Source organism: Aeromicrobium sp. REDSEA-S32_B7 (assembly GCF_001626145.1).
Classification (GTDB): domain Bacteria; phylum Actinomycetota; class Actinomycetes; order Propionibacteriales; family Nocardioidaceae; genus Aeromicrobium; species Aeromicrobium erythreum.
Map to the genome: position 1 here is coordinate 1 of NZ_LUNF01000118.1, position 18,301 is coordinate 18,301.

The following is an 18,301-nucleotide window of genomic DNA, read 5'->3' on the forward strand; positions in this document are numbered from 1 at the left end:
GGGCGCCGTCACCCACGAGCACCCCGACGTCACCGGAGGCTGGCTGCGACCGGCCGTCTTCGGCGCCATGGACGGTCTGGTGTCCAACTTCGCCCTCATCATGGGCGTCACCGGCGGCAGCAGCGACCGCACGCCCGTGATCATCGCCGGCCTGGCCGGCCTCGCCGCCGGTGCGTTCTCGATGGCAGCGGGGGAGTACACCTCCGTCGCCAGCCAGCGGGAGCTCGCGCAGGCCCAGGTGGCCATCGAGCGCGAGGAGATCGTGCGCAACGGTCCGGCCGAGCAGGCCGAGCTCGCCGCCGCGTTCGTCGCCAAGGGCATCGACGAGGCCACCGCCCGCGAGGTCGCGCAGCAGGTGCACCGCGACCTCGACCACGCCGTCGCCGTGCACGCGGCGGAGGAGATGGGCATCGACCCCGACGACCTCCCGTCGCCCGTCGTCGCCGCGGCGTCGTCGTTCCTCGCCTTCACGGCCGGCGCCGTCGTGCCCCTGCTGCCGCTCGTGCTGGGCGCCACGTCGTCGGCGCCGACGATCGTGCTCTCGCTCCTGGCGCTGTTCGCGTGCGGCGCCGTCGTCACGCGCGTCACCAGCAGGCCTTGGTGGTACGGCGGTCTGCGCCAGCTCGTGCTCGGCGGCGCGGCGGCCGGCGTCACCTACCTCATCGGCCACGCCGTCGGCACCGGCGTCGGCTGACCCCGCCGCACGCACACCCGCTGCACAGGGTCGCCTTCCTCGTCGCGCGGCCGCCGAGCCTGTACAGTGGGGATGCTGTCCTGGGCCAACGTCGTCCCAGGGTCGGACCACTTCCACGGTGGTCCAGCACCCATCATGATGACGCGAGAAGGGACTCTCGGTGAGCGCATCCACCCCTCCTGAGCTGCAGCGGACCACCGGCCCGAAGTTTTCGGCCCTCCCGGCCGCGCAGGGCCTCTACGACCCGATGCACGAGCGCGACGCCTGCGGCGTGGCGTTCGTCGCGACCCTCTCGGGCGTGCCGAGCAACGAGATCGTCCAGCACGGCCTCACCGCGCTGCGCAACCTCGACCACCGCGGCGCCGTCGGCGCCGAGGAGAACACCGGCGACGGCGCCGGCATCCTGCTGCAGGTCCCGGACCGGTTCGTCCGCGGCGTCGCGCAGGAGCAGGGCTTCGACCTGCCCGAGGTCGGCAGCTACGCGGTCGGCCTGGCGTTCCTGCCGGCCGAGCCCGACGCGGCCGCCGAGGCCAAGCAGCGCGTCGAGGCCATCGCCGCGGAGGAGTCGCTGACCGTCCTCGGCTGGCGCCCCGTGCCCGTCCAGCCCGACATCCTCGGCTCCATGGCGCGCGGCGCGATGCCGTCGTTCGAGCTGCTCTACGTCGAGTCGGCCGGCCAGCCCCGCGCCGGCCTCGAGCTCGACCGGCTCGCGTTCTGCCTGCGCAAGCGCGCGGAGCACGAGACTGGCGTGTACTTCCCGTCGCTGTCGGCGCGCACGCTCGTCTACAAGGGCATGCTCACGACCGAGCAGCTCGACGCGTTCTTCCCCGACCTGCTCGACGAGCGCATGGAGTCGGCCCTCGCGATCGTGCACAGCCGCTTCTCGACCAACACGTTCCCGAGCTGGCCGCTCGCTCACCCCTTCCGGTTCGTCGCGCACAACGGCGAGATCAACACCGCACGCGGCAACCGCAACTGGATGCGCGCCCGCGAGGCGACCCTCGAGAGCGAGCTGATCCCCGGCGACCTCTCGCGCCTGTACCCCATCTGCGACCCCGAGGGCAGCGACACCGCCTCCCTCGACGAGGTCCTCGAGCTGCTGCACCTCGGCGGTCGCGAGCTGCCGCACGCCGTGATGATGATGATCCCGGAGGCGTGGGAGAACAACGACGTCATGGACCCCGCACGCCGGGCGTTCTATGAGTTCCACTCCTCGATCATGGAGCCGTGGGACGGGCCCGCCTGCGTGTGCTTCACCGACGGCACGCAGATCGGCGCGGTCCTCGACCGCAACGGCCTGCGCCCGGGTCGCTTCTGGATCACCGACGACGGTCTCGTGGTGCTCGCGTCCGAGGCCGGCGTGCTCGACCTCGACCCCGCCACCATCACCCGCAAGGGCCGTCTCGAGCCGGGCAAGATGTTCCTGCTCGACCTCGACGAGCACCGCGTCGTCGAGGACGAGGAGATCAAGTCCCGGCTCGCGAACGAGCACCCCTACGACGAGTGGCTCTACTCCGGTCTCGTCCGCTTCGAGGACCTGCCCGACCTGGAGCACATCATCCACACGCACGCGTCCGTGACGCGTCGCCAGCAGGTCTTCGGCTACAGCGAGGAGGACCTGCGGATCCTGCTCGCCCCGCTGGCCCGCACGGGCGCCGAGGCGATCGGCTCGATGGGCACCGACACGCCCATCGCCGCCATCTCCGAGCGTCCGCGCATGCTGTTCGACTACTTCAGCCAGCTGTTCGCGCAGGTCACCAACCCGCCGCTCGACGCGATCCGCGAGGAGGTCGTCACGTCGCTGGCGGGCACGATGGGCCCGGAGGCGAACCTGCTCGAGCCGAGCCCGGCCTCCTGCCGCATGCTGCAGCTGCCGTTCCCGGTGATCGACAACGACGAGCTCGCCAAGATCCGGCACATGAACAAGGACGGCGACATGCCGGGGTTCAGCGTGCACGTGGTCCGCGGTCTCTACGACGTCAACGGCGGTGGCGCGGCGCTCAAGGCGAAGCTCGACGAGATCTGCGCCGACGTCTCGCGCGCGGTCGCCGACGGCGCCCGCATCATCGTGCTCTCGGACCGGCACTCCGACTCCGAGCGCGCGCCGATCCCGTCGCTGCTGCTCACGGCGGCCGTGCACCACCACATGGTGCGCGAGAAGCTGCGCTCGCAGGCCGGTCTGCTCGTCGAGACCGGCGACGTCCGCGAGGTGCACCACGTCGCGCTGCTCATCGGCTACGGCGCGACGGCCGTCAACCCGTACCTGGCGCTGGAGTCGGCCGAGGACCTCGCCCGCGAGGCGAACTTCGTGCGCGACGTCAAGCCGGAGCAGGCCGTGCGCAACGTCGTCTACGGCCTCGGCAAGGGCGTCCTCAAGGTCATGAGCAAGATCGGCGTCTCGACGGTCGCGTCGTACACCGGTGCGCAGATCTTCGAGTGCGTCGGACTGTCGCACGAGGTCGTCGACGCCTACTTCACGGGCACGTCGAGCAAGCTCGGCGGCATCGGCCTCGACGTCATCGCCGACGAGGTCGCCTCGCGGCACGCCCGCGCGTACCCCACCCAGGGCATCGTCGGTCGTCGTCGCGTCCTCGAGGTGGGCGGTGAGTACCAGTGGCGTCGCGAGGGGCCGGAGCACCTCTTCGACCCCGAGACGGTGTTCCGCCTGCAGCACTCCACCCGCTCGGGCCGCTACGACATCTTCAAGAAGTACACCGAGCGGGTCGACGAGCAGTCCGAGCGGCTCATGACGCTGCGTGGCCTGTTCTCCTTCAAGGAGGGCGTGCGTGCCCCCGTGCCGATCGACGAGGTCGAGCCGGTCAGCGAGATCGTCAAGCGCTTCTCCACCGGTGCGATGAGCTACGGCTCGATCAGCCAGGAGGCCCACGAGACGCTCGCCATCGCGATGAACCGCCTCGGCGGCAAGTCCAACACCGGCGAGGGTGGCGAGGACCCCGAGCGGCTCTACGACCCGGAGCGTCGCTCGTCGATCAAGCAGGTCGCGTCGGGACGCTTCGGCGTCACCAGCGAGTACCTGAGCAACGCCGACGACATCCAGATCAAGATGGCGCAGGGCGCGAAGCCCGGCGAGGGCGGCCAGCTGCCCGGACCGAAGGTGTACCCGTGGGTGGCCAAGACGCGTCACTCGACGCCGGGTGTCGGCCTCATCTCGCCGCCGCCGCACCACGACATCTACTCGATCGAGGACCTCAAGCAGCTCATCCACGACCTGAAGAACGCCAACCCGTCGGCCCGCGTGCACGTCAAGCTGGTCTCCGAGGTCGGCGTCGGCACGGTCGCGGCGGGCGTCTCGAAGGCCAAGGCCGACGTCGTGCTGATCTCCGGCCACGACGGCGGCACGGGCGCCTCGCCCCTCACGTCGCTCAAGCACGCGGGCGGTCCGTGGGAGCTCGGCCTCGCCGAGACCCAGCAGACGCTGCTCGTCAACGGCCTGCGTGACCGCATCGTCGTGCAGTGCGACGGCCAGCTCAAGACCGGACGCGACGTCGTCGTGGCGGCGCTGCTCGGGGCCGAGGAGTTCGGCTTCGCGACCGCACCGCTCGTCGTCAGCGGCTGCATCATGATGCGCGTCTGCCACCTCGACACCTGCCCGGTCGGCGTCGCGACCCAGAACCGCCAGCTGCGCGAGAAGTTCTCGGGCAAGGCGGAGTACGTCGTGAACTTCTTCGAGTTCCTGGCGCAGGAGGTGCGCGAGTACCTCGCGGAGCTGGGCTTCCGCTCGATCGACGAGGCCGTGGGCCACGCCGAGGTGCTCGACGTCCGCCAGGCCGTCGACCACTGGAAGGCCCAGCACCTCGACCTCTCGCCGATCCTGTACGTGCCCGAGCTGCCGGAGGGTGCGTCGCTGCGCAACACCAGTGGCCAGGAGCACGGGCTCGACGTGGCGCTCGACGCGGAGCTCATCCGGATCAGCGCGGACGCGCTCGAGCGGGGCGAGCCGGTGCGTGCGCAGCTGCCCATCCGCAACGTCAACCGCACGGTCGGCACCATGCTCGGCCACGAGCTGACGAAGCGGTACCGCGGCGAGGGCCTGCCGGAGAACACCATCGACCTGACCTTCCTCGGGTCGGCGGGCCAGTCCTTCGGCGCGTTCGTGCCGCGCGGCATCACGCTGCGCCTCGAGGGCGACGGCAACGACTACGTCGGCAAGGGTCTCTCCGGTGGACGGCTCGTCGTGCGACCCCCGCGCGACGCGACGTTCGCGGCGGAGGCGCAGATCGTGGCCGGCAACGTCATCGGCTTCGGCGCGACCAGCGGCGAGATCTTCCTGCGCGGCAAGGTCGGCGAGCGGTTCTGCGTGCGCAACTCCGGTGCGTCGGCCGTCGTCGAGGGCGTGGGCGACCACGCACTCGAGTACATGACCGGAGGCACCGTGGTGATCCTCGGACCGACCGGCCGCAACGTCGCGGCCGGCATGAGCGGCGGTCAGGCCTATGTCCTGGACCTCGACCACTCGCTCGTCAACCCCGAGATGGTCGCGCTGAACACCGTCGAGGCGGGGTCGGAGGCGGCCGAGGCGCTGCACGCCCTCGTGGTCAAGCACCACGAGGAGACCGGGTCCGCCGTGGCCGAGCAGCTGCTCGGCGCGTGGGAGCAGTCGCTCGCACGCTTCACCGAGGTCATGCCCGTCAACTACCGCAAGGTGCTCGACGCCAAGGCCGAGGCCGAGGCCGAGGGCCTGTCCGAGGACGACACGACCGCACGCATGATGGAGGTGGCCGCACGTGGCTGATCCCCGAGGTTTCATCACGACCCCCCGCCAGGTGGCCCCGCGCCGCCCCGTCGAGGAGCGGGTGAACGACTGGAACGAGGTCTACCCCGGTGGACCGGGCAAGGCGCTGCTCCCGATCATCACGGAGCAGGCCGGACGCTGCATGGACTGCGGCATCCCGTTCTGCCACCAGGGCTGCCCGCTGGGCAACCTGATTCCCGAGTGGAACGACCTGGTCTGGCGCGACGACTGGATCGAGGCGATCGACCGGCTGCACGCGACCAACAACTTCCCGGAGTTCACGGGTCGGCTCTGCCCGGCCCCGTGCGAGACGGCGTGCGTCGTCGGCATCAACCGCGAGCCGGTGACCATCAAGAACGTCGAGGTCTCGATCATCGACCGCGCGTGGGAGTGGCGGAACGTGCGCCCCGAGCCGCCGGAGTACCTCACGGGCAAGACCGTGGCCGTCGTCGGCTCGGGTCCGGCCGGCCTCGCCGTCGCGCAGCAGCTGACCCGCGCCGGTCACACCGTCGCGGTGTACGAGCGCGACGACAAGGCGGGCGGCCTGCTCCGGTACGGCATCCCGGAGTTCAAGATGGAGAAGGTGCACGTCGACCGTCGCGTCGAACAGATGCAGCGCGAGGGCACCGTGTTCCGCACCGGCGTGCAGGTGGGCGACACGCTCACCGGCAGCCAGCTGCGCGACCGCTACGACGCCGTCGTGCTCGCCATCGGCTCGACCGTGCGCCGCGACCTCCCCGCCCCGGGGCGTGAGCTCGCCGGCATCCACCAGGCGATGGAGTTCCTGCCGCAGGCCAACCGCGTCGCGGTCGGCGAGGAGGTGCAGGACCAGATCCTGGCCACCGACAAGGACGTCGTCATCATCGGCGGCGGCGACACCGGTGCCGACTGCCTCGGCACGTCGATCCGCCAGGGCGCTCGCTCGGTGACCAGCCTGGAGATCATGCCGCAGCCCGGCGACGACCGGCCCGAGACGCAGCCGTGGCCGACCTACCCGATGGTCTACCGCGTCGCGTCCGCGCACGAGGAGGGCGGCGAGCGCAAGTACGCCGTCTCCACGAAGGAGTTCGTCGGCGACGACGACGGCAACGTCGCCGGCCTGCGCATCGTCGAGGTCGAGATGAAGGACGGCCGCTTCGAGGAGGTGCCCGGCTCGGAGAAGGTGATCCCCGCGCAGCTCGTGCTGTTCGCGATGGGCTTCACCGGCCCCCAGCGCGAGGGTCTCGTCGAGCAGCTCGGCGTCGACCTCGACGAGCGCGGCAACATCGTCCGCGACCGCGACTTCATGTCGTCGGTCCCGGGCGTGTTCGTGGCCGGCGACGCCGGCCGTGGCCAGTCGCTCATCGTCTGGGCCATCGCCGAGGGACGCTCCGCGGCCGCCGGGGTCGACGCCTACCTGACCGGCGGGCGCAGCCCGCTGCCGCGGCCGATCAAGCCGAACGACCGTCCGCTGATGGTCTGAGCGACGCGTGGGTGCCGGCGGCCCAGGTCGCCGCACGAAGGGGTCGGGAGCCGCAGCTCCCGACCCCTTCGTCGTCGTGTCCTGCAGGGGGATGCGCCGGGGGTCGCGGGCCCGGTGAACTCTCAGCGTCTTTTGTTGCGCGGGCCCACCAAGTGACTCGCCGGTACACCCCGGGTGTCGATAGGGTCGTGGGGTGCGTAGAGCCAAGATCGTCTGCACGCTCGGACCGGCCGTCGCGACCGCCGAGCGTATCCTCCAGCTGGCCGAGGCGGGCATGGACGTCGCCCGCCTCAACATGAGCCACGGCGACCATGCCGACCACGAGGCCAACCTCGGCTACGTGCGTGCCGCCGCCGAGCGCACCGGCAAGGCGATCGCCGTGCTCGCCGACCTCCAGGGTCCGAAGATCCGGCTCGGCCGCTTCGCCGACGGCCCCGTCGACCTCGCCGTCGGCGACCGCTTCACCATCACCACCGACGACGTCCCCGGCGACGCCGAGCGTGCGTCGACTACATACTCGGGGCTGCCGGGCGACGTCTCGCCCGGCGACGAGATCCTCATCGACGACGGCCGCGTGCGGCTGCGGGCCCTCGAGGTCACCGGGCACGACGTCGTCACCATCTGCGAGACCGCGGGACGCCTCAGCAACAACAAGGGCATCAACCTGCCCGGCGTCGCGGTCAGCGTCCCCGCCATGAGCGAGAAGGACGTCGAGGACCTGCGGTTCGCGCTGCGCCAGGGCGTCGACTTCGTCGCGCTCTCGTTCGTGCGCAACGCCCGCGACGCCGACGACGTCCGTCGGGTCATGCACGAGCTCGACATCCACCGTCCCGTCATCGCCAAGATCGAGAAGCCGCAGGCCGTCGACAACCTCGACGAGATCATGGACTCCTTCGACGGCTTCATGGTCGCGCGCGGCGACCTCGGCGTGGAGCTGCCGCTGGAGGACGTGCCGATCGTGCAGAAGCTGATCGTCGAGAAGGCCCGGCGCAACGCCAAGCCGGTGATCGTCGCCACCCAGATGCTCGAGTCGATGATCTCGGCCCCGCGCCCGACCCGCGCGGAGGCGTCCGACGTCGCCAACGCGGTGCTCGACGGCGCCGACGCGGTGATGCTGTCCGGCGAGACGAGCGTGGGGGAGTACCCGATCCAGACAGTGCGCACGATGGCGCGCATCATCGAGTCCACCGAGGACCACGGCCTGCCGCGCATGGCCGCCTACACGTGGCAGGCGAAGACCCGCACCGGCATCATCTGCCGCGGTGCCTCGCAGGTGGCCGAGGCGATCGACGCACGCTACGTCGTCGCGTTCACGACGATCGGCGGGTCCGCCCGCCGCATGTCGCGCTACCGCTCGCACATCCCGGTCATCGCGTTCACGCCCGACCCCATGACCCGCAACCAGCTCGCGCTCACGTGGGGCGTCGAGACGTTCCTCGTGCCCGAGGTCAAGCACACCGACGAGATGGTGCTGCAGGTCGACAAGCGTCTGCTCGAGGTCGCACGGTGCTCGCACGGCGACGAGGTCGTCATCGTCGCCGGCGCCCCGCCCGGCATCCCCGGCTCCACGAACGCGCTGCGGATCCACCGCATGGGCGACGCGATCAACCGCGTCGTGCCTGCCTACGAGCACCCCGCCGAGGAGGGCTGAGCCCGGCGCCGACGCTCGACGGGCGGGTGTCGGCGTCCGGACGTACGGTGGGGACATGACTGAATCGAACACGTCGTCGAACACGTCCCCTGGCCCCACGGCAGGCTCCACGCCCGACTCCGACGTCCTCGGCGCGGACGCTGGCGGCACCACCGAGAAGGACCCGCAGGACTGGGTCACCGGCGACGAGCCGATGACCGGCGCGCAGCGCTCCTATCTCGACACGCTCGCCCGCGACGCTGGCGAGACGCTCTCGGCCGACCTCACGAAGGCGGAGGCCTCGGAGCACATCGAGCGGCTGCAGGAGCAGACGGGGCGCGGGTCGGACTGACGGTCCGCGGTCGCGCTGGTGCCGACTGCGGGACTCGAACCCGCACGCCCTCTCGGACAACGGTTTTTGAGACCGTCGCGTCTACCATTCCGCCAAGTCGGCGCGCCGCACGTGCCCGCTAACCTTCTCACGTGACCAGCCGACCGACCGAGACGCCCCGCACCGACGACCCCTCTGTGACGGGCGAGCCCGCCGACCGTCCCCGCGTCGTCATCGCCGAGGACGAGGCGCTCATCCGGCTCGACCTCGCCGAGATGCTCGCCGAGGAGGGCTACGACGTCGTCGGGCAGGCTGCGGACGGTGTCGAGGCGGTCGAGCTCGCCACGGCCCTGCGGCCCGACCTGGTCGTCATGGACGTCAAGATGCCGCGCCTCGACGGCATCGCCGCGGCCAGCCGCATCGCGGGGGAGCGGATCGCGCCCGTCGTCATGCTGACCGCGTTCAGCCAGCGCGACCTCGTCGACCGGGCCCGCGAGTCCGGCGCGATGGCCTACCTGGTCAAGCCGTTCACGGCCTCCGACCTCGTCCCCGCCATCGAGATGGCCCGCAGCCGCTTCGCGGAGCTCGCCGCCCTGGAGGCGGAGGTCGAGGACCTCACCGACCAGCTCGCCACCCGCAAGGTCGTCGAGCGCGCCAAGGCGCAGCTCCAGGCTGCCCTGGGACTCAGTGAGCCGGAGGCGTTCGGCTGGATCCAGCGGACGGCGATGGACCTGCGCATGTCCATGCGCACGGTCGCCGAACGGGTCGTGGAGCACGGTGTGCCGGGCGCCGATCCCTCACCCGAGTGAGCGATCCGTATTACAAGTTGACTACGAAACAGGACTTTCACACGAGCCCGACCTGCGCGACCCCCGCGGCGACTAGTTTCGTCCTACGGCTCGACCCGTCGGGGGTCGGACCAGAGTTCCCGGAGGATCAATGAAGCGCAGTACCAGGACCATGCGGCTCGCCGCGGTCGCCGCGGCCGGCGCGCTCGTGCTCGCCGCCTGTGGTGGAGGCAGCGGCAGCGACGACGAGAGCAGCGACAGCGGCGACAAGGCCTCGGCCTCGAAGGCCGACGGCACGCTCACGATCGGTACCCTGCTCCCGCAGACCGGCAGCCTCGCGTTCCTCGGCCCGCCGGAGTTCGCGGGCGTCGACCTCGCGATCAAGGACATCAACGCCGACGGCGGCGTGCTGGGCAAGGACGTCAAGGGCGTCAAGGGCGACTCGGGCGACACCGACTCGGGCATCGCCCCGGCCGAGACCGACAAGCTGCTCGACGCCGGTTCCGACGTCATCGTCGGTGCTGCGTCCTCGGGCGTCTCGATGACGGTCATCGACAAGATCATGTCGGCCGGCACCGTGATGTTCTCGCCCGCCAACACGTCGACCGACTTCGACAAGGGCGACTACGCCAAGCCCGACCTGTACTTCCGCACCGCGCCCTCGGACATCCTCCAGGGTGCCGTGATGTCGAACCTGCTCGTCCAGGACGGTCGCCAGAACGTCGCGATCCTGGCCCGTCAGGACGCCTACGGCGAGACGCTGGCCTCGGAGATCAAGAAGGGCCTCGAGAACGCCGGCTCCAAGGTCGCCGCGACGGTCTTCTACGGCGAGAACGCGCAGTCCTACGACTCGCAGGTCCAGGAGATCGCCGACAGCAAGCCGGACGCGATCGTGCTCGTCGCCTTCGAGGAGACCACCACGATCATCCCGCAGCTGGTGCAGGCCGACGTCGGCCCGCAGAAGGTCCCGACCTACTTCGTCGACGGCAACACGGCCGACTACAGCGGCAAGCTGCCCGAGGGCACGCTCAAGGGCACGAAGGGCACCATCCCCGGCGCCGAGACGTCCGGTGACTTCAAGAAGCGCCTCCTCGAGGTCGACCCGAAGCTGAAGGACTACTCCTACGCGGCCGAGTCCTACGACGCGGTCATCGTGTCGGCGCTCGCGGCCATCAAGGCCGACAGCGACGCGGGCGACAAGATCGCCAAGGAGATCCCGGGCATCACCAAGGACGGCGAGAAGTGCACGACGTTCAAGGACTGCGCCGCGCTCCTGAAGGACGGCAAGGACATCGACTACGACGGTGTCTCCGGCCCCATCGAGCTGGGTGAGACGGGCAGCCCGACGGCCGCCTCCATCGGCATCTACGAGTACGGCGCCGACAACACCTACAAGGCGGTCGACTACATCAGCGGCACGATCTGAGCCACTGACGTCGAGCACGTCCCGCACGAGGCCCCCGGGTTCCCCCCGGGGGCCTCGTCATGTCTGGCGGTACCGCTGGTTCTCCTGACGTGAGGGGATTCCACTCACCTGCGGATGACACCAACGGTGAGCGAGATTCCCAGGTCGACCTGGGAATCTCTGCGACGCACGACGCTCGGATGTTCCCAGGAGGAGCGGCGCGGGCACCAGGCACGATTTCCTCAGGCAGGCACGGAAAGCTCTCCGTGCGTGGGTGAGAGAACCGTGCCTCGTGGGAGGAACCAGCGACCCAGGGTCGTTTGCTTCGACCACCGGCCGACTCCAGGGGCGGGTCGACGAGATTCCCAGGTCGAGCTGGGAATCTCGTCGACCCAGGACCGTAGGACGCCTCGTAGGCGGCGCGGCGCGAGCTCCAGGCACGATTTCCTCAGCCACGCACGGAAAGCTCTCCGTGCGTGGCTGAGAGAACCGTGCCTTGTGGAAGGAAACCGGGCAGCCAGGCAGCGAACCGTGCCTCGCGGGAGATTCCCAGGTCGACCTGGGAATCTCACCCCGCACACGTGGAAGGCCCCCGACGCTCGCGTCGGGGGCCTCCGGGGTCGAGCTGGGCGGAGCGGTCAGCTCGCCTTCTTGCCCAGCGTGCCGAGGTAGAGCTCGATGACCTTCGGGTCGTTGCCGAGCGAGCGGCCGGTGCCCGAGTAGGCGGAGCGGCCCTGGTCAAGGACGTAGCCGCGGTCGCAGATCTGCAGGCATCGCTTGGCGTTCTGCTCGACCATGATGACCGAGACGCCGGCCTTGTTGATGTTGCGCGTCTGCACGAACACCTCGTCCTGCAGGACGGGGGAGAGGCCGGCGGACGGCTCGTCGAGCAGCAGCACCTGAGGGTCCATCATCAGGGCGCGACCCATGGCGACCATCTGACGCTCACCACCGGACAGCGACCCGGCGCGCTGCTTGCGGCGCTCGCCGAGACGCGGGAACAGGTCGGTGACGAACGCGAAGCGCTCCGTGAACGTCTTCGGCGCCTGGTAGCAGCCCATCTCGAGGTTCTCCTCGATGGTCAAACTCGGGAACACGTTGTTCGTCTGGGGGACGAACCCGATGCCCTTGGTGACCAGCTGGTCCGCGCGCTGGTTGGTGATCTCCTCACCCTTCAGCGTCACGCTGCCCTCGTGGATCGTCACCAGGCCGAACAGCGACTTGAGCAGCGTCGACTTGCCGGCTCCGTTCGGGCCGATGATGCCGACGAGCTCGCCGGGCTGGCAGTACAGGTCGGCGCTGTTGAGGATGTTCACGCCGGGCAGGTAGCCGGCGATGAGACCGTCGGCGCGCAGGATGGCCCCGTCGGCGCCCTTCTGGTGCTTCGCGCGCTCCTCGGCGAAGTTCGCGTCGCGTGCGGCCTCGCGTCCGGCGTCCTGGCCGGGCTCGTGGATCTCTGCCATGTCAGGCCTCCTGGTCGAGCTCGGCCTCGGTGGCCTGCTCGAGCTCGGTCTCGTCCAGCTCGGTGATGTCGGTGTCGTGGTGCGCGCCCAGGTAGGCGTCGATGACGGCCTGGTCGGACATCACCTGGTCGGGGGTGCCCTCGGCGACGATCTTGCCCTGCGCCATGACGATGACCCAGTCGGAGATGTCGCGCACCATGTCCATGTCGTGCTCGACGAACAGCACCGTGCGGCCCTCGTCGCGCAGCGACTTCACGTGGCCGAGCAGCGACTGCTTGAGGGCCGGGTTCACGCCGGCCATGGGCTCGTCGAGCATGATCAGCTCGGGGTCCACCATGAGCGAGCGGGCCATCTCCAGCAGCTTGCGCTGGCCGCCCGAGAGGGAGCCGGCGAAGTCCTCGCGCTTGGCGTCGAGCTTGAACCGCGCGAGCAGCTCGTCGGCACGTGTCGTGATCGAGTCCTCCTGGCCGGACCACAGGGCACGGAAGGGGGCGGACCAGAAGCGCTCGCCGCGCTGGCCCGTGGCCCCGAGCCGCATGTTCTCGATGACGGTGAGGCGCGACAGCACCTTCGTCAGCTGGAACGTGCGCACCATGCCACGGCGAGCGACCTTGTAGGCCGGCACCTTCTGCAGCGACTGGCCGTTGAACGACCACTCGCCGGTGTCCGGTGCGTCGAAGCCCGTCAGCAGGTTGAACAGCGTCGTCTTGCCGGCACCGTTGGGGCCGATCAGCGCCGTGATGACACCGCGCTGGATCTCGACGTGCTCGACGTCGACGGCCTTCAGGCCGCCGAACTGCCGCGTGATGGAGGAGCCGACGAGGCAGCTCCTTCCGGTCGCCGAAGATCCCCTGCGGTCGGTAGATCATCAGGAGCATGAGGCCCAGGCCGACGAGGATGAGTCGGACCAGGCTGGCCTGGATGTCGCTCATCGCCCAGTCGGGGATGAGCGGGTTCGAGCCGGACGTGGCCTGGCTGAAGAACGAGCCGATGCCGCCCATGAGGAGCCAGAAGATCATGGCGCCGATGACGGGACCGAGCACGCGGGCCGCGCCGCCGATGAGCAGCGCGGTGTAGGCGAAGAACGTCACGTTCGTGGAGTAGTCGCTCGGCACGACCGACGCCTGCTTCAGTGCGAGGAAGAGGCCGGCGAGACCACCGAAGACACCACCCAGCACGAGCGCCTGCATCTTGTAGGCGAACACGTTCTTGCCCAGCGAGCGGACGGCGTCCTCGTCCTCGCGGATCGAGCGCAGCACGCGTCCCCACGGGCTGCGCATGAGCAGCCACACGAAGAGGCAGCCGAGCGCGACCAGGACCCAGCCGACGGTCAGCGACCACAGGTCGTCCTGGCGGAACCGGACGACGCCGAGGTCGACGCCGCCGGAGTAGGGGTTGAGGTCCTGGAAGGTCTTGGCGAAGCCGGTGAGGCCGTTCGAGCCGCCGAAGACGTCCTTGGTCTCCACGGCGCCGAACACCAGACGCAGGATCTCCGCCGTCGCGATGGTGGCGATGGCGAGGTAGTCCGCCCGAAGGCGCAGCGTCGGCACACCGAGGACGAGCGCCAGCACCACGGGGGCGAGGAGCGCGACCACGACGCCGAGCCAGAACGACTGGTCGTAGGTGACGACCGTGACGGCGAGGCCGTAGGCGCCGACGGCCATGAAGCCGGCCTGGCCGAAGTTCAGCAGGCCGGTGTAGCCGAAGTGGATGTTGAGGCCGATGGCCGCGAGGGCGAAGACGATCGCCTGCGGTCCGAGGGCCTGCGACAGTGCGGCGTTGAGGATGGTTCCGAAGTCCATGGGAATCCCTTTCAGCCGATCCGCTCGGCGCGGCCCAGGATGCCCTGGGGCCTGATCAGCAGGATGAGGATGAGCACCACGAGGGCGCCGACCTCCTTGATGGACGACGGGACACCAGGCCAGATGCCGATCTGCAGCGTGCCGACCTCGACCATGATGCCGATGATCATCGACCCGACCAGCGCGCCCCAGATGGTGCCGAGGCCGCCGAGGGTCACGGCCGCGAACACGAGCAGCAGCAGCTTGAAGCCCATGAGGAAGTTGACCTGGCTGTTGACCGCCAGCAGGCCGCCGGCCAGACCCGTCAGGGCGCAGCCGAGGACCCAGACCGACCGCACGACGCCGTCGACGCGCAGGCCGGACGACGCCGACAGTGCCGGGTTGTCGGCGACGGCGCGCATCGACTTGCCGAGGCGGGTCTTCATGAGGACCACGCACGTGACCGTCAGCACGACGATCGAGACGAGGATGATCGCGATCTCCTTGTCGGCCAGCGCGAACGGACCATAGGACTTGCGCGTCTGGTTGACGTACTGCGAGAGCGACTCGCGCGAGCCGCCGAACGTGTACTGGAAGACGTTGCGCAGCAGCAGACCGAAGCCGATCGAGACGATCATCATCGCGATGATGCCGATGCCCTTGCTGCGCAGCGGCTTCCACAGGAACTTGTCCTGGAGCCAGCCGAAGGCCGCCGAGGCGAGGACCGCCACGACGATCGCGAGGATGACCGGCAGCCCGAAGGCGCGGTTGGCGACGTAGGTGGCGATCGCGCCGAAGGTGATGATCTCGCCGTGCGCGAAGTTGGTGAGCTTCGTGGTGCCGAAGATCAGCGACAGGCCGAGGGCGGCGAGCGCGATGATCAGGCCGAACTTCACGCCGTTGACCATGGCGCCCGCGAAGCGCTCACCGAGCGAGGGCCCGGCCTGCTCGACGACGCCGATCTGGAACTGGGCGAAGTTGCCGCCGTCCAGGAGCGCGTCGACGGTGCGCTTGTTGCTGCCGGCGAACTGGATCCCCGACGGCAGCGTGTCGGTGTCGAGGGTGACGACGTAGCTGCCCCGTTCCGGGATGGCGATGAAGGCGCGTCCGTTCGGGTCGGTCACCGCCTCGCCGACCTCGGTGCCGGAGGAGGAGGCGACGCTCAGCGTCGCTCCGGGGATCGGGGCCTTGTCGTCACCGCTGTTCTGCAGCGTGACGCCGATGTAGGCGCCGTCCGGCGGGGTGGCCGGCGCCGTGGGCGCCGTCGGGCTCGCGCTGGGCGTGGGCGTGCTGGTGGCCGAGGCGCCGAGTGGCACCAGGACGACCAGACACGCCAGGAACGCCGACACGAGGACCTTGGATGTCAGTCGCACGCAGGACTCCTGGAGTTCGGGCAGCGCTTGTGGCGCCGTCGTCCCGGGGACTATATCCCCGCCGGGGTCCGAGGTGGCCCCTTCGCGAAAGTCCACAGGTAACAGTTCTGTGAAGTCCGCTCAGGCCAGCGAGACGGCCAGCTGGGTGAGCAGCGGCGCCACGAGGAGTGCCGGCAGCAGGTCGGCGACCGGCAGGGCCTTCAGGTCGAGCAGACGCAGCGCCACCCCGACGAGGACCAGTCCGCCCGTGGCGCCCAACGCGTCGAGGTGGGCCGCCGGCAGCGCCTCGCCGAGGGCCAGCCCGACGAGCGTCAGCGATCCCTGCACGACCAGCACGGCCACGGCGGATGCCATCACCCCGACACCGAGCGCGGCGGCGAAGGCGAGCGACGCGAAGCCGTCGAGCGCCGACTTCAGGAGCAGCTGCTCCGCCCCACGGCCGAGGCCCTCGTTGATCGAGCCGAGGATCGTGAGGGGGCCGACGCAGAAGACGAGCGAGGCGACCACGAAGCCCTGGACGAAGCGGTCGCGGTCGCCGCCGTCGCCCCGCGACAGGGCTCGCTGCAGGACACCGCCGAACGACTCGAGCCGGTCCTCCAAGCGCAGGAGCGAGCCGACGACGCCACCCACGAGCAGCGAGCCGAGGACGATCAGCGTCGGCGCGCCCCGTGGCGTCGCGTCGACCAGGGCGTCGCTGCGGACCGCGAGGGCGGCGTCGGCGGCGATGAGTAGCGTCACGAGACCGAGCGCGGAGGTGACGGTCGTGCGCACCCGTTCGGGCAGCCGCTGGCCGACCAGCAGGCCGAGCCCGGACCCGACGAGCACGGTGGCCACGTTGGTGAGCGTGCCGCTACCCACGAACATGTAGGCTCCTCTCGCTCGTTGAAGATCGCACGACCCGACCGGGCCATGGTGACAGCCGTCCGTCCGGGGTCGCGCCCGACACCCGCCGAGGACGTCATGGCCACTCGCTCGCCGATCGTGATGCGCGACGCGGTGCCCGAGGACGCGGCCGAGCTCGTGGCCCTGTGGGCCGAGTCGGCCGCGGTGAGCGACGAGGAGGGCGCGGAGGCGTTCTCCTACCAGTCGCTGTTCCGCGAGCCGACCGCGACGGAGGCGGAGTCGGCGATCGAGCAGACCCTCGCCAAGCCCGGCAAGCGCATCATCGTCGCCCTCGTCGAGGACGAGATCGTCGGCGCGACGGTGTGCGACCTGAGCACCTTGACACCGATCACGCTCACCCCCATCCTCATCGTCACCGACATCCAGGTCTCCCCGCGCCACCGTCGCCGCAACGTCGCCGCGACGCTGCTGTCGGCCGCCGCGACGTACGGCGAGGAGAACGCCTGCGAGATCGTCGTCGCGGCCATCCCGCTCATGGCCCGCGAGCCGCACCGCTACCTGACGAAGATCGGGTTCACCCAGGTCGCAGCCGTCCGCGCCATCCAGGCCAGCCGCCTGCGCTCCCGGCTCAGCTCGAAGGCCACCCACTCCCGCGACACCGGCAAGCTCATCGCCGTCCGCCGCACGCTGCGCCGCCGCCAGGACGACCGCCGCTCCGGCCGGGTCTGAGGTCGGGGGCTCCTTCGTCCCTGCGCGTCGTGATTGTCCGGTGCGGTGGCAACGGGTCTTGGGCTGCTGGTGCGTTGCCTGCGTTCGTCGTGACCGTGCTGGTGCGCTGCCTCGGCCTTCGCTGGGGGCGGTCTTCGAAGGGGCCTCGACCGGCAGGGGGCCTGGGGCTGGCCTCGGGTCTCGGGGTCTGGCTGGGCCCGCCCTTGGATCCACGATTCTTCGATTCTGCGTTCAGGGGCCAAGGTTCTGCGTTCGTGCGTCCTGTCGGTGGATCTGCAACCGCAGGAGCGCTCCTGTGGTTGGAAATCCACCGATGGCGGGCTGAGCGGCGGAAGGATTCTTCCTTCGCGTGGAACGGTCCACACCACGGAAGAATCGTTCGTCACCCCCACGCAAAGTGCACCCACGATTCTTCATCCACGCGTGCGAGGCCGAACGCTTCTGCGTTCACGACGGGATTCCGTAGCAAACGCAGCATCGTTGGCCTTCACCCCTGCGGCAGCGCAGCAGCACGACGAGACCCCCTGCGGCAGCGCACCACCGAGCACACCGCTCCCGCGGCAGCGCACCAGCAGGTCCGAGGCGTCCGACGACAGCGCACCATCACGACGAGACCACCCCACGACCACGCACACGAGGCACACGCCGCAGGCCAGTGTCCGCCGGTGCGTCTAGAGTCGACGACGTGGATCGACTGCTGCTGATCGACGGTCACTCCGTCGCCTACCGTGCCTTCTTCGCCCTGCCCGTCGAGAACTTCTCCACGACCACCGGACAGCACACCAACGCGGTGTTCGGCTTCACCTCGATGCTCATCAACGTGCTGCGCGACGAGCGTCCGACGCACGTCGGCGTGGCGTTCGACGTGTCGCGGCAGACGTTCCGCGTGCAGGAGTACGCGGAGTACAAGGGCAACCGCAGCAAGAGCCCCGACGAGTTCAAGGGCCAGGTCGGCCTGATCAAGGACGTCGTCGCCGCGCTCGGCATCACCGCGTTCGAGAAGGACGGCTTCGAGGCCGACGACGTGATCGGCACGCTCACCACCCAGG

General features: G+C 69.9%; 13 protein-coding genes, 1 tRNA gene and 2 pseudogenes. 10 read left to right on the forward strand and 6 right to left on the reverse strand.

Annotation, left to right across the window (positions count from 1 at the left end):
* The 5 genes from A6Q79_RS08495 to A6Q79_RS08515 form a co-directional block, all read left to right on the forward strand.
* Positions 1 to 694 (forward strand): VIT1/CCC1 transporter family protein (locus A6Q79_RS08495; RefSeq protein ID WP_317697750.1); only part of this gene is annotated, 694 nt, incomplete at its 5' end.
* Between the two features lie 184 nt (positions 695 to 878).
* On the forward strand, positions 879 to 5,447 hold the full coding sequence (gltB, locus tag A6Q79_RS08500; protein WP_289017826.1) for a glutamate synthase large subunit: 4,569 nt from the start codon (positions 879 to 881) through the stop codon (positions 5,445 to 5,447).
* Positions 5,440 to 6,909: a glutamate synthase subunit beta gene (locus tag A6Q79_RS08505; RefSeq protein ID WP_286690057.1), complete on the forward strand. Its 1,470-nt coding sequence runs from the start codon at positions 5,440 to 5,442 to the stop codon at positions 6,907 to 6,909. Before gltB ends, A6Q79_RS08505 begins: the two co-directional genes overlap by 8 nt.
* Positions 6,910 to 7,102: 193 nt before the next feature.
* Entirely contained in the window at positions 7,103 to 8,560 is a 1,458-nt protein-coding gene (gene pyk / locus A6Q79_RS08510; protein ID WP_286690058.1) for a pyruvate kinase, read from the forward strand.
* Positions 8,561 to 8,615: 55 nt separating this feature from the next.
* A complete protein-coding gene (locus A6Q79_RS08515; RefSeq protein ID WP_286690059.1) occupies positions 8,616 to 8,891 on the forward strand; it encodes a DUF3072 domain-containing protein in 276 nt (91 codons plus the stop codon).
* A 16-nt stretch (positions 8,892 to 8,907) separates the two neighbouring features.
* Here A6Q79_RS08515 and A6Q79_RS08520 read toward each other — a convergent pair.
* Positions 8,908 to 8,993, reverse strand: a tRNA-Leu gene (locus tag A6Q79_RS08520).
* Between the two features lie 74 nt (positions 8,994 to 9,067).
* Here A6Q79_RS08520 and A6Q79_RS08525 point away from each other — a divergent pair.
* On the forward strand, positions 9,068 to 9,679 hold the full coding sequence (locus A6Q79_RS08525) for an ANTAR domain-containing response regulator (RefSeq protein ID WP_286690078.1): 612 nt from the start codon (positions 9,068 to 9,070) through the stop codon (positions 9,677 to 9,679).
* A 130-nt stretch (positions 9,680 to 9,809) separates the two neighbouring features.
* Positions 9,810 to 11,084, forward strand: a complete 1,275-nt coding sequence (locus A6Q79_RS08530; protein WP_286690060.1) for an ABC transporter substrate-binding protein — start codon at positions 9,810 to 9,812, stop codon at positions 11,082 to 11,084.
* Positions 11,085 to 11,701: 617 nt separating this feature from the next.
* On the opposite strand, the gene A6Q79_RS08535 is transcribed toward A6Q79_RS08530, so the two are convergent.
* Positions 11,702 to 12,526 (reverse strand): ABC transporter ATP-binding protein, encoded by an 825-nt coding sequence (locus tag A6Q79_RS08535; RefSeq protein WP_083516390.1) that lies wholly within the window; start codon positions 12,524 to 12,526, stop codon positions 11,702 to 11,704.
* Position 12,527: 1 nt separating this feature from the next.
* Complete coding sequence (locus A6Q79_RS08540) at positions 12,528 to 13,334, reverse strand: ABC transporter ATP-binding protein (RefSeq protein WP_317697764.1); 807 nt, start codon at positions 13,332 to 13,334, stop codon at positions 12,528 to 12,530.
* 89 nt (positions 13,335 to 13,423) lie between these two features.
* Between A6Q79_RS08540 and A6Q79_RS08545 the strand changes: the two genes are divergently transcribed.
* Positions 13,424 to 13,603 (forward strand): hypothetical protein, encoded by a 180-nt coding sequence (locus A6Q79_RS08545; protein WP_317697756.1) that lies wholly within the window; start codon positions 13,424 to 13,426, stop codon positions 13,601 to 13,603.
* On the opposite strand, the pseudogene A6Q79_RS08550 reads toward A6Q79_RS08545, so the two are convergent.
* The 3 genes and pseudogenes from A6Q79_RS08550 to A6Q79_RS08560 form a co-directional block, all read right to left on the reverse strand.
* Positions 13,558 to 14,328 (reverse strand): annotated as a pseudogene (locus A6Q79_RS08550) (branched-chain amino acid ABC transporter permease); the annotation flags it as partial. The gene A6Q79_RS08545 and the pseudogene A6Q79_RS08550 sit on opposite strands and share 46 nt — an antisense overlap.
* Positions 14,329 to 14,339: 11 nt before the next feature.
* A complete protein-coding gene (locus A6Q79_RS08555; RefSeq protein ID WP_144433749.1) occupies positions 14,340 to 15,680 on the reverse strand; it encodes a branched-chain amino acid ABC transporter permease in 1,341 nt (446 codons plus the stop codon).
* A 120-nt stretch (positions 15,681 to 15,800) separates the two neighbouring features.
* Positions 15,801 to 16,544 (reverse strand): DUF554 domain-containing protein, encoded by a 744-nt coding sequence (locus A6Q79_RS08560; RefSeq protein ID WP_067858135.1) that lies wholly within the window; start codon positions 16,542 to 16,544, stop codon positions 15,801 to 15,803.
* 96 nt (positions 16,545 to 16,640) lie between these two features.
* Between A6Q79_RS08560 and A6Q79_RS08565 the strand changes: the two genes are divergently transcribed.
* Together A6Q79_RS08565 and A6Q79_RS08570 are read left to right on the forward strand one after the other, a co-directional pair.
* Complete coding sequence (locus A6Q79_RS08565; RefSeq protein ID WP_067858134.1) at positions 16,641 to 17,252, forward strand: GNAT family N-acetyltransferase; 612 nt, start codon at positions 16,641 to 16,643, stop codon at positions 17,250 to 17,252.
* A gap of 685 nt (positions 17,253 to 17,937) precedes the next feature.
* A pseudogene (locus tag A6Q79_RS08570) lies at positions 17,938 to 18,301 on the forward strand (DNA polymerase I); the annotation flags it as partial.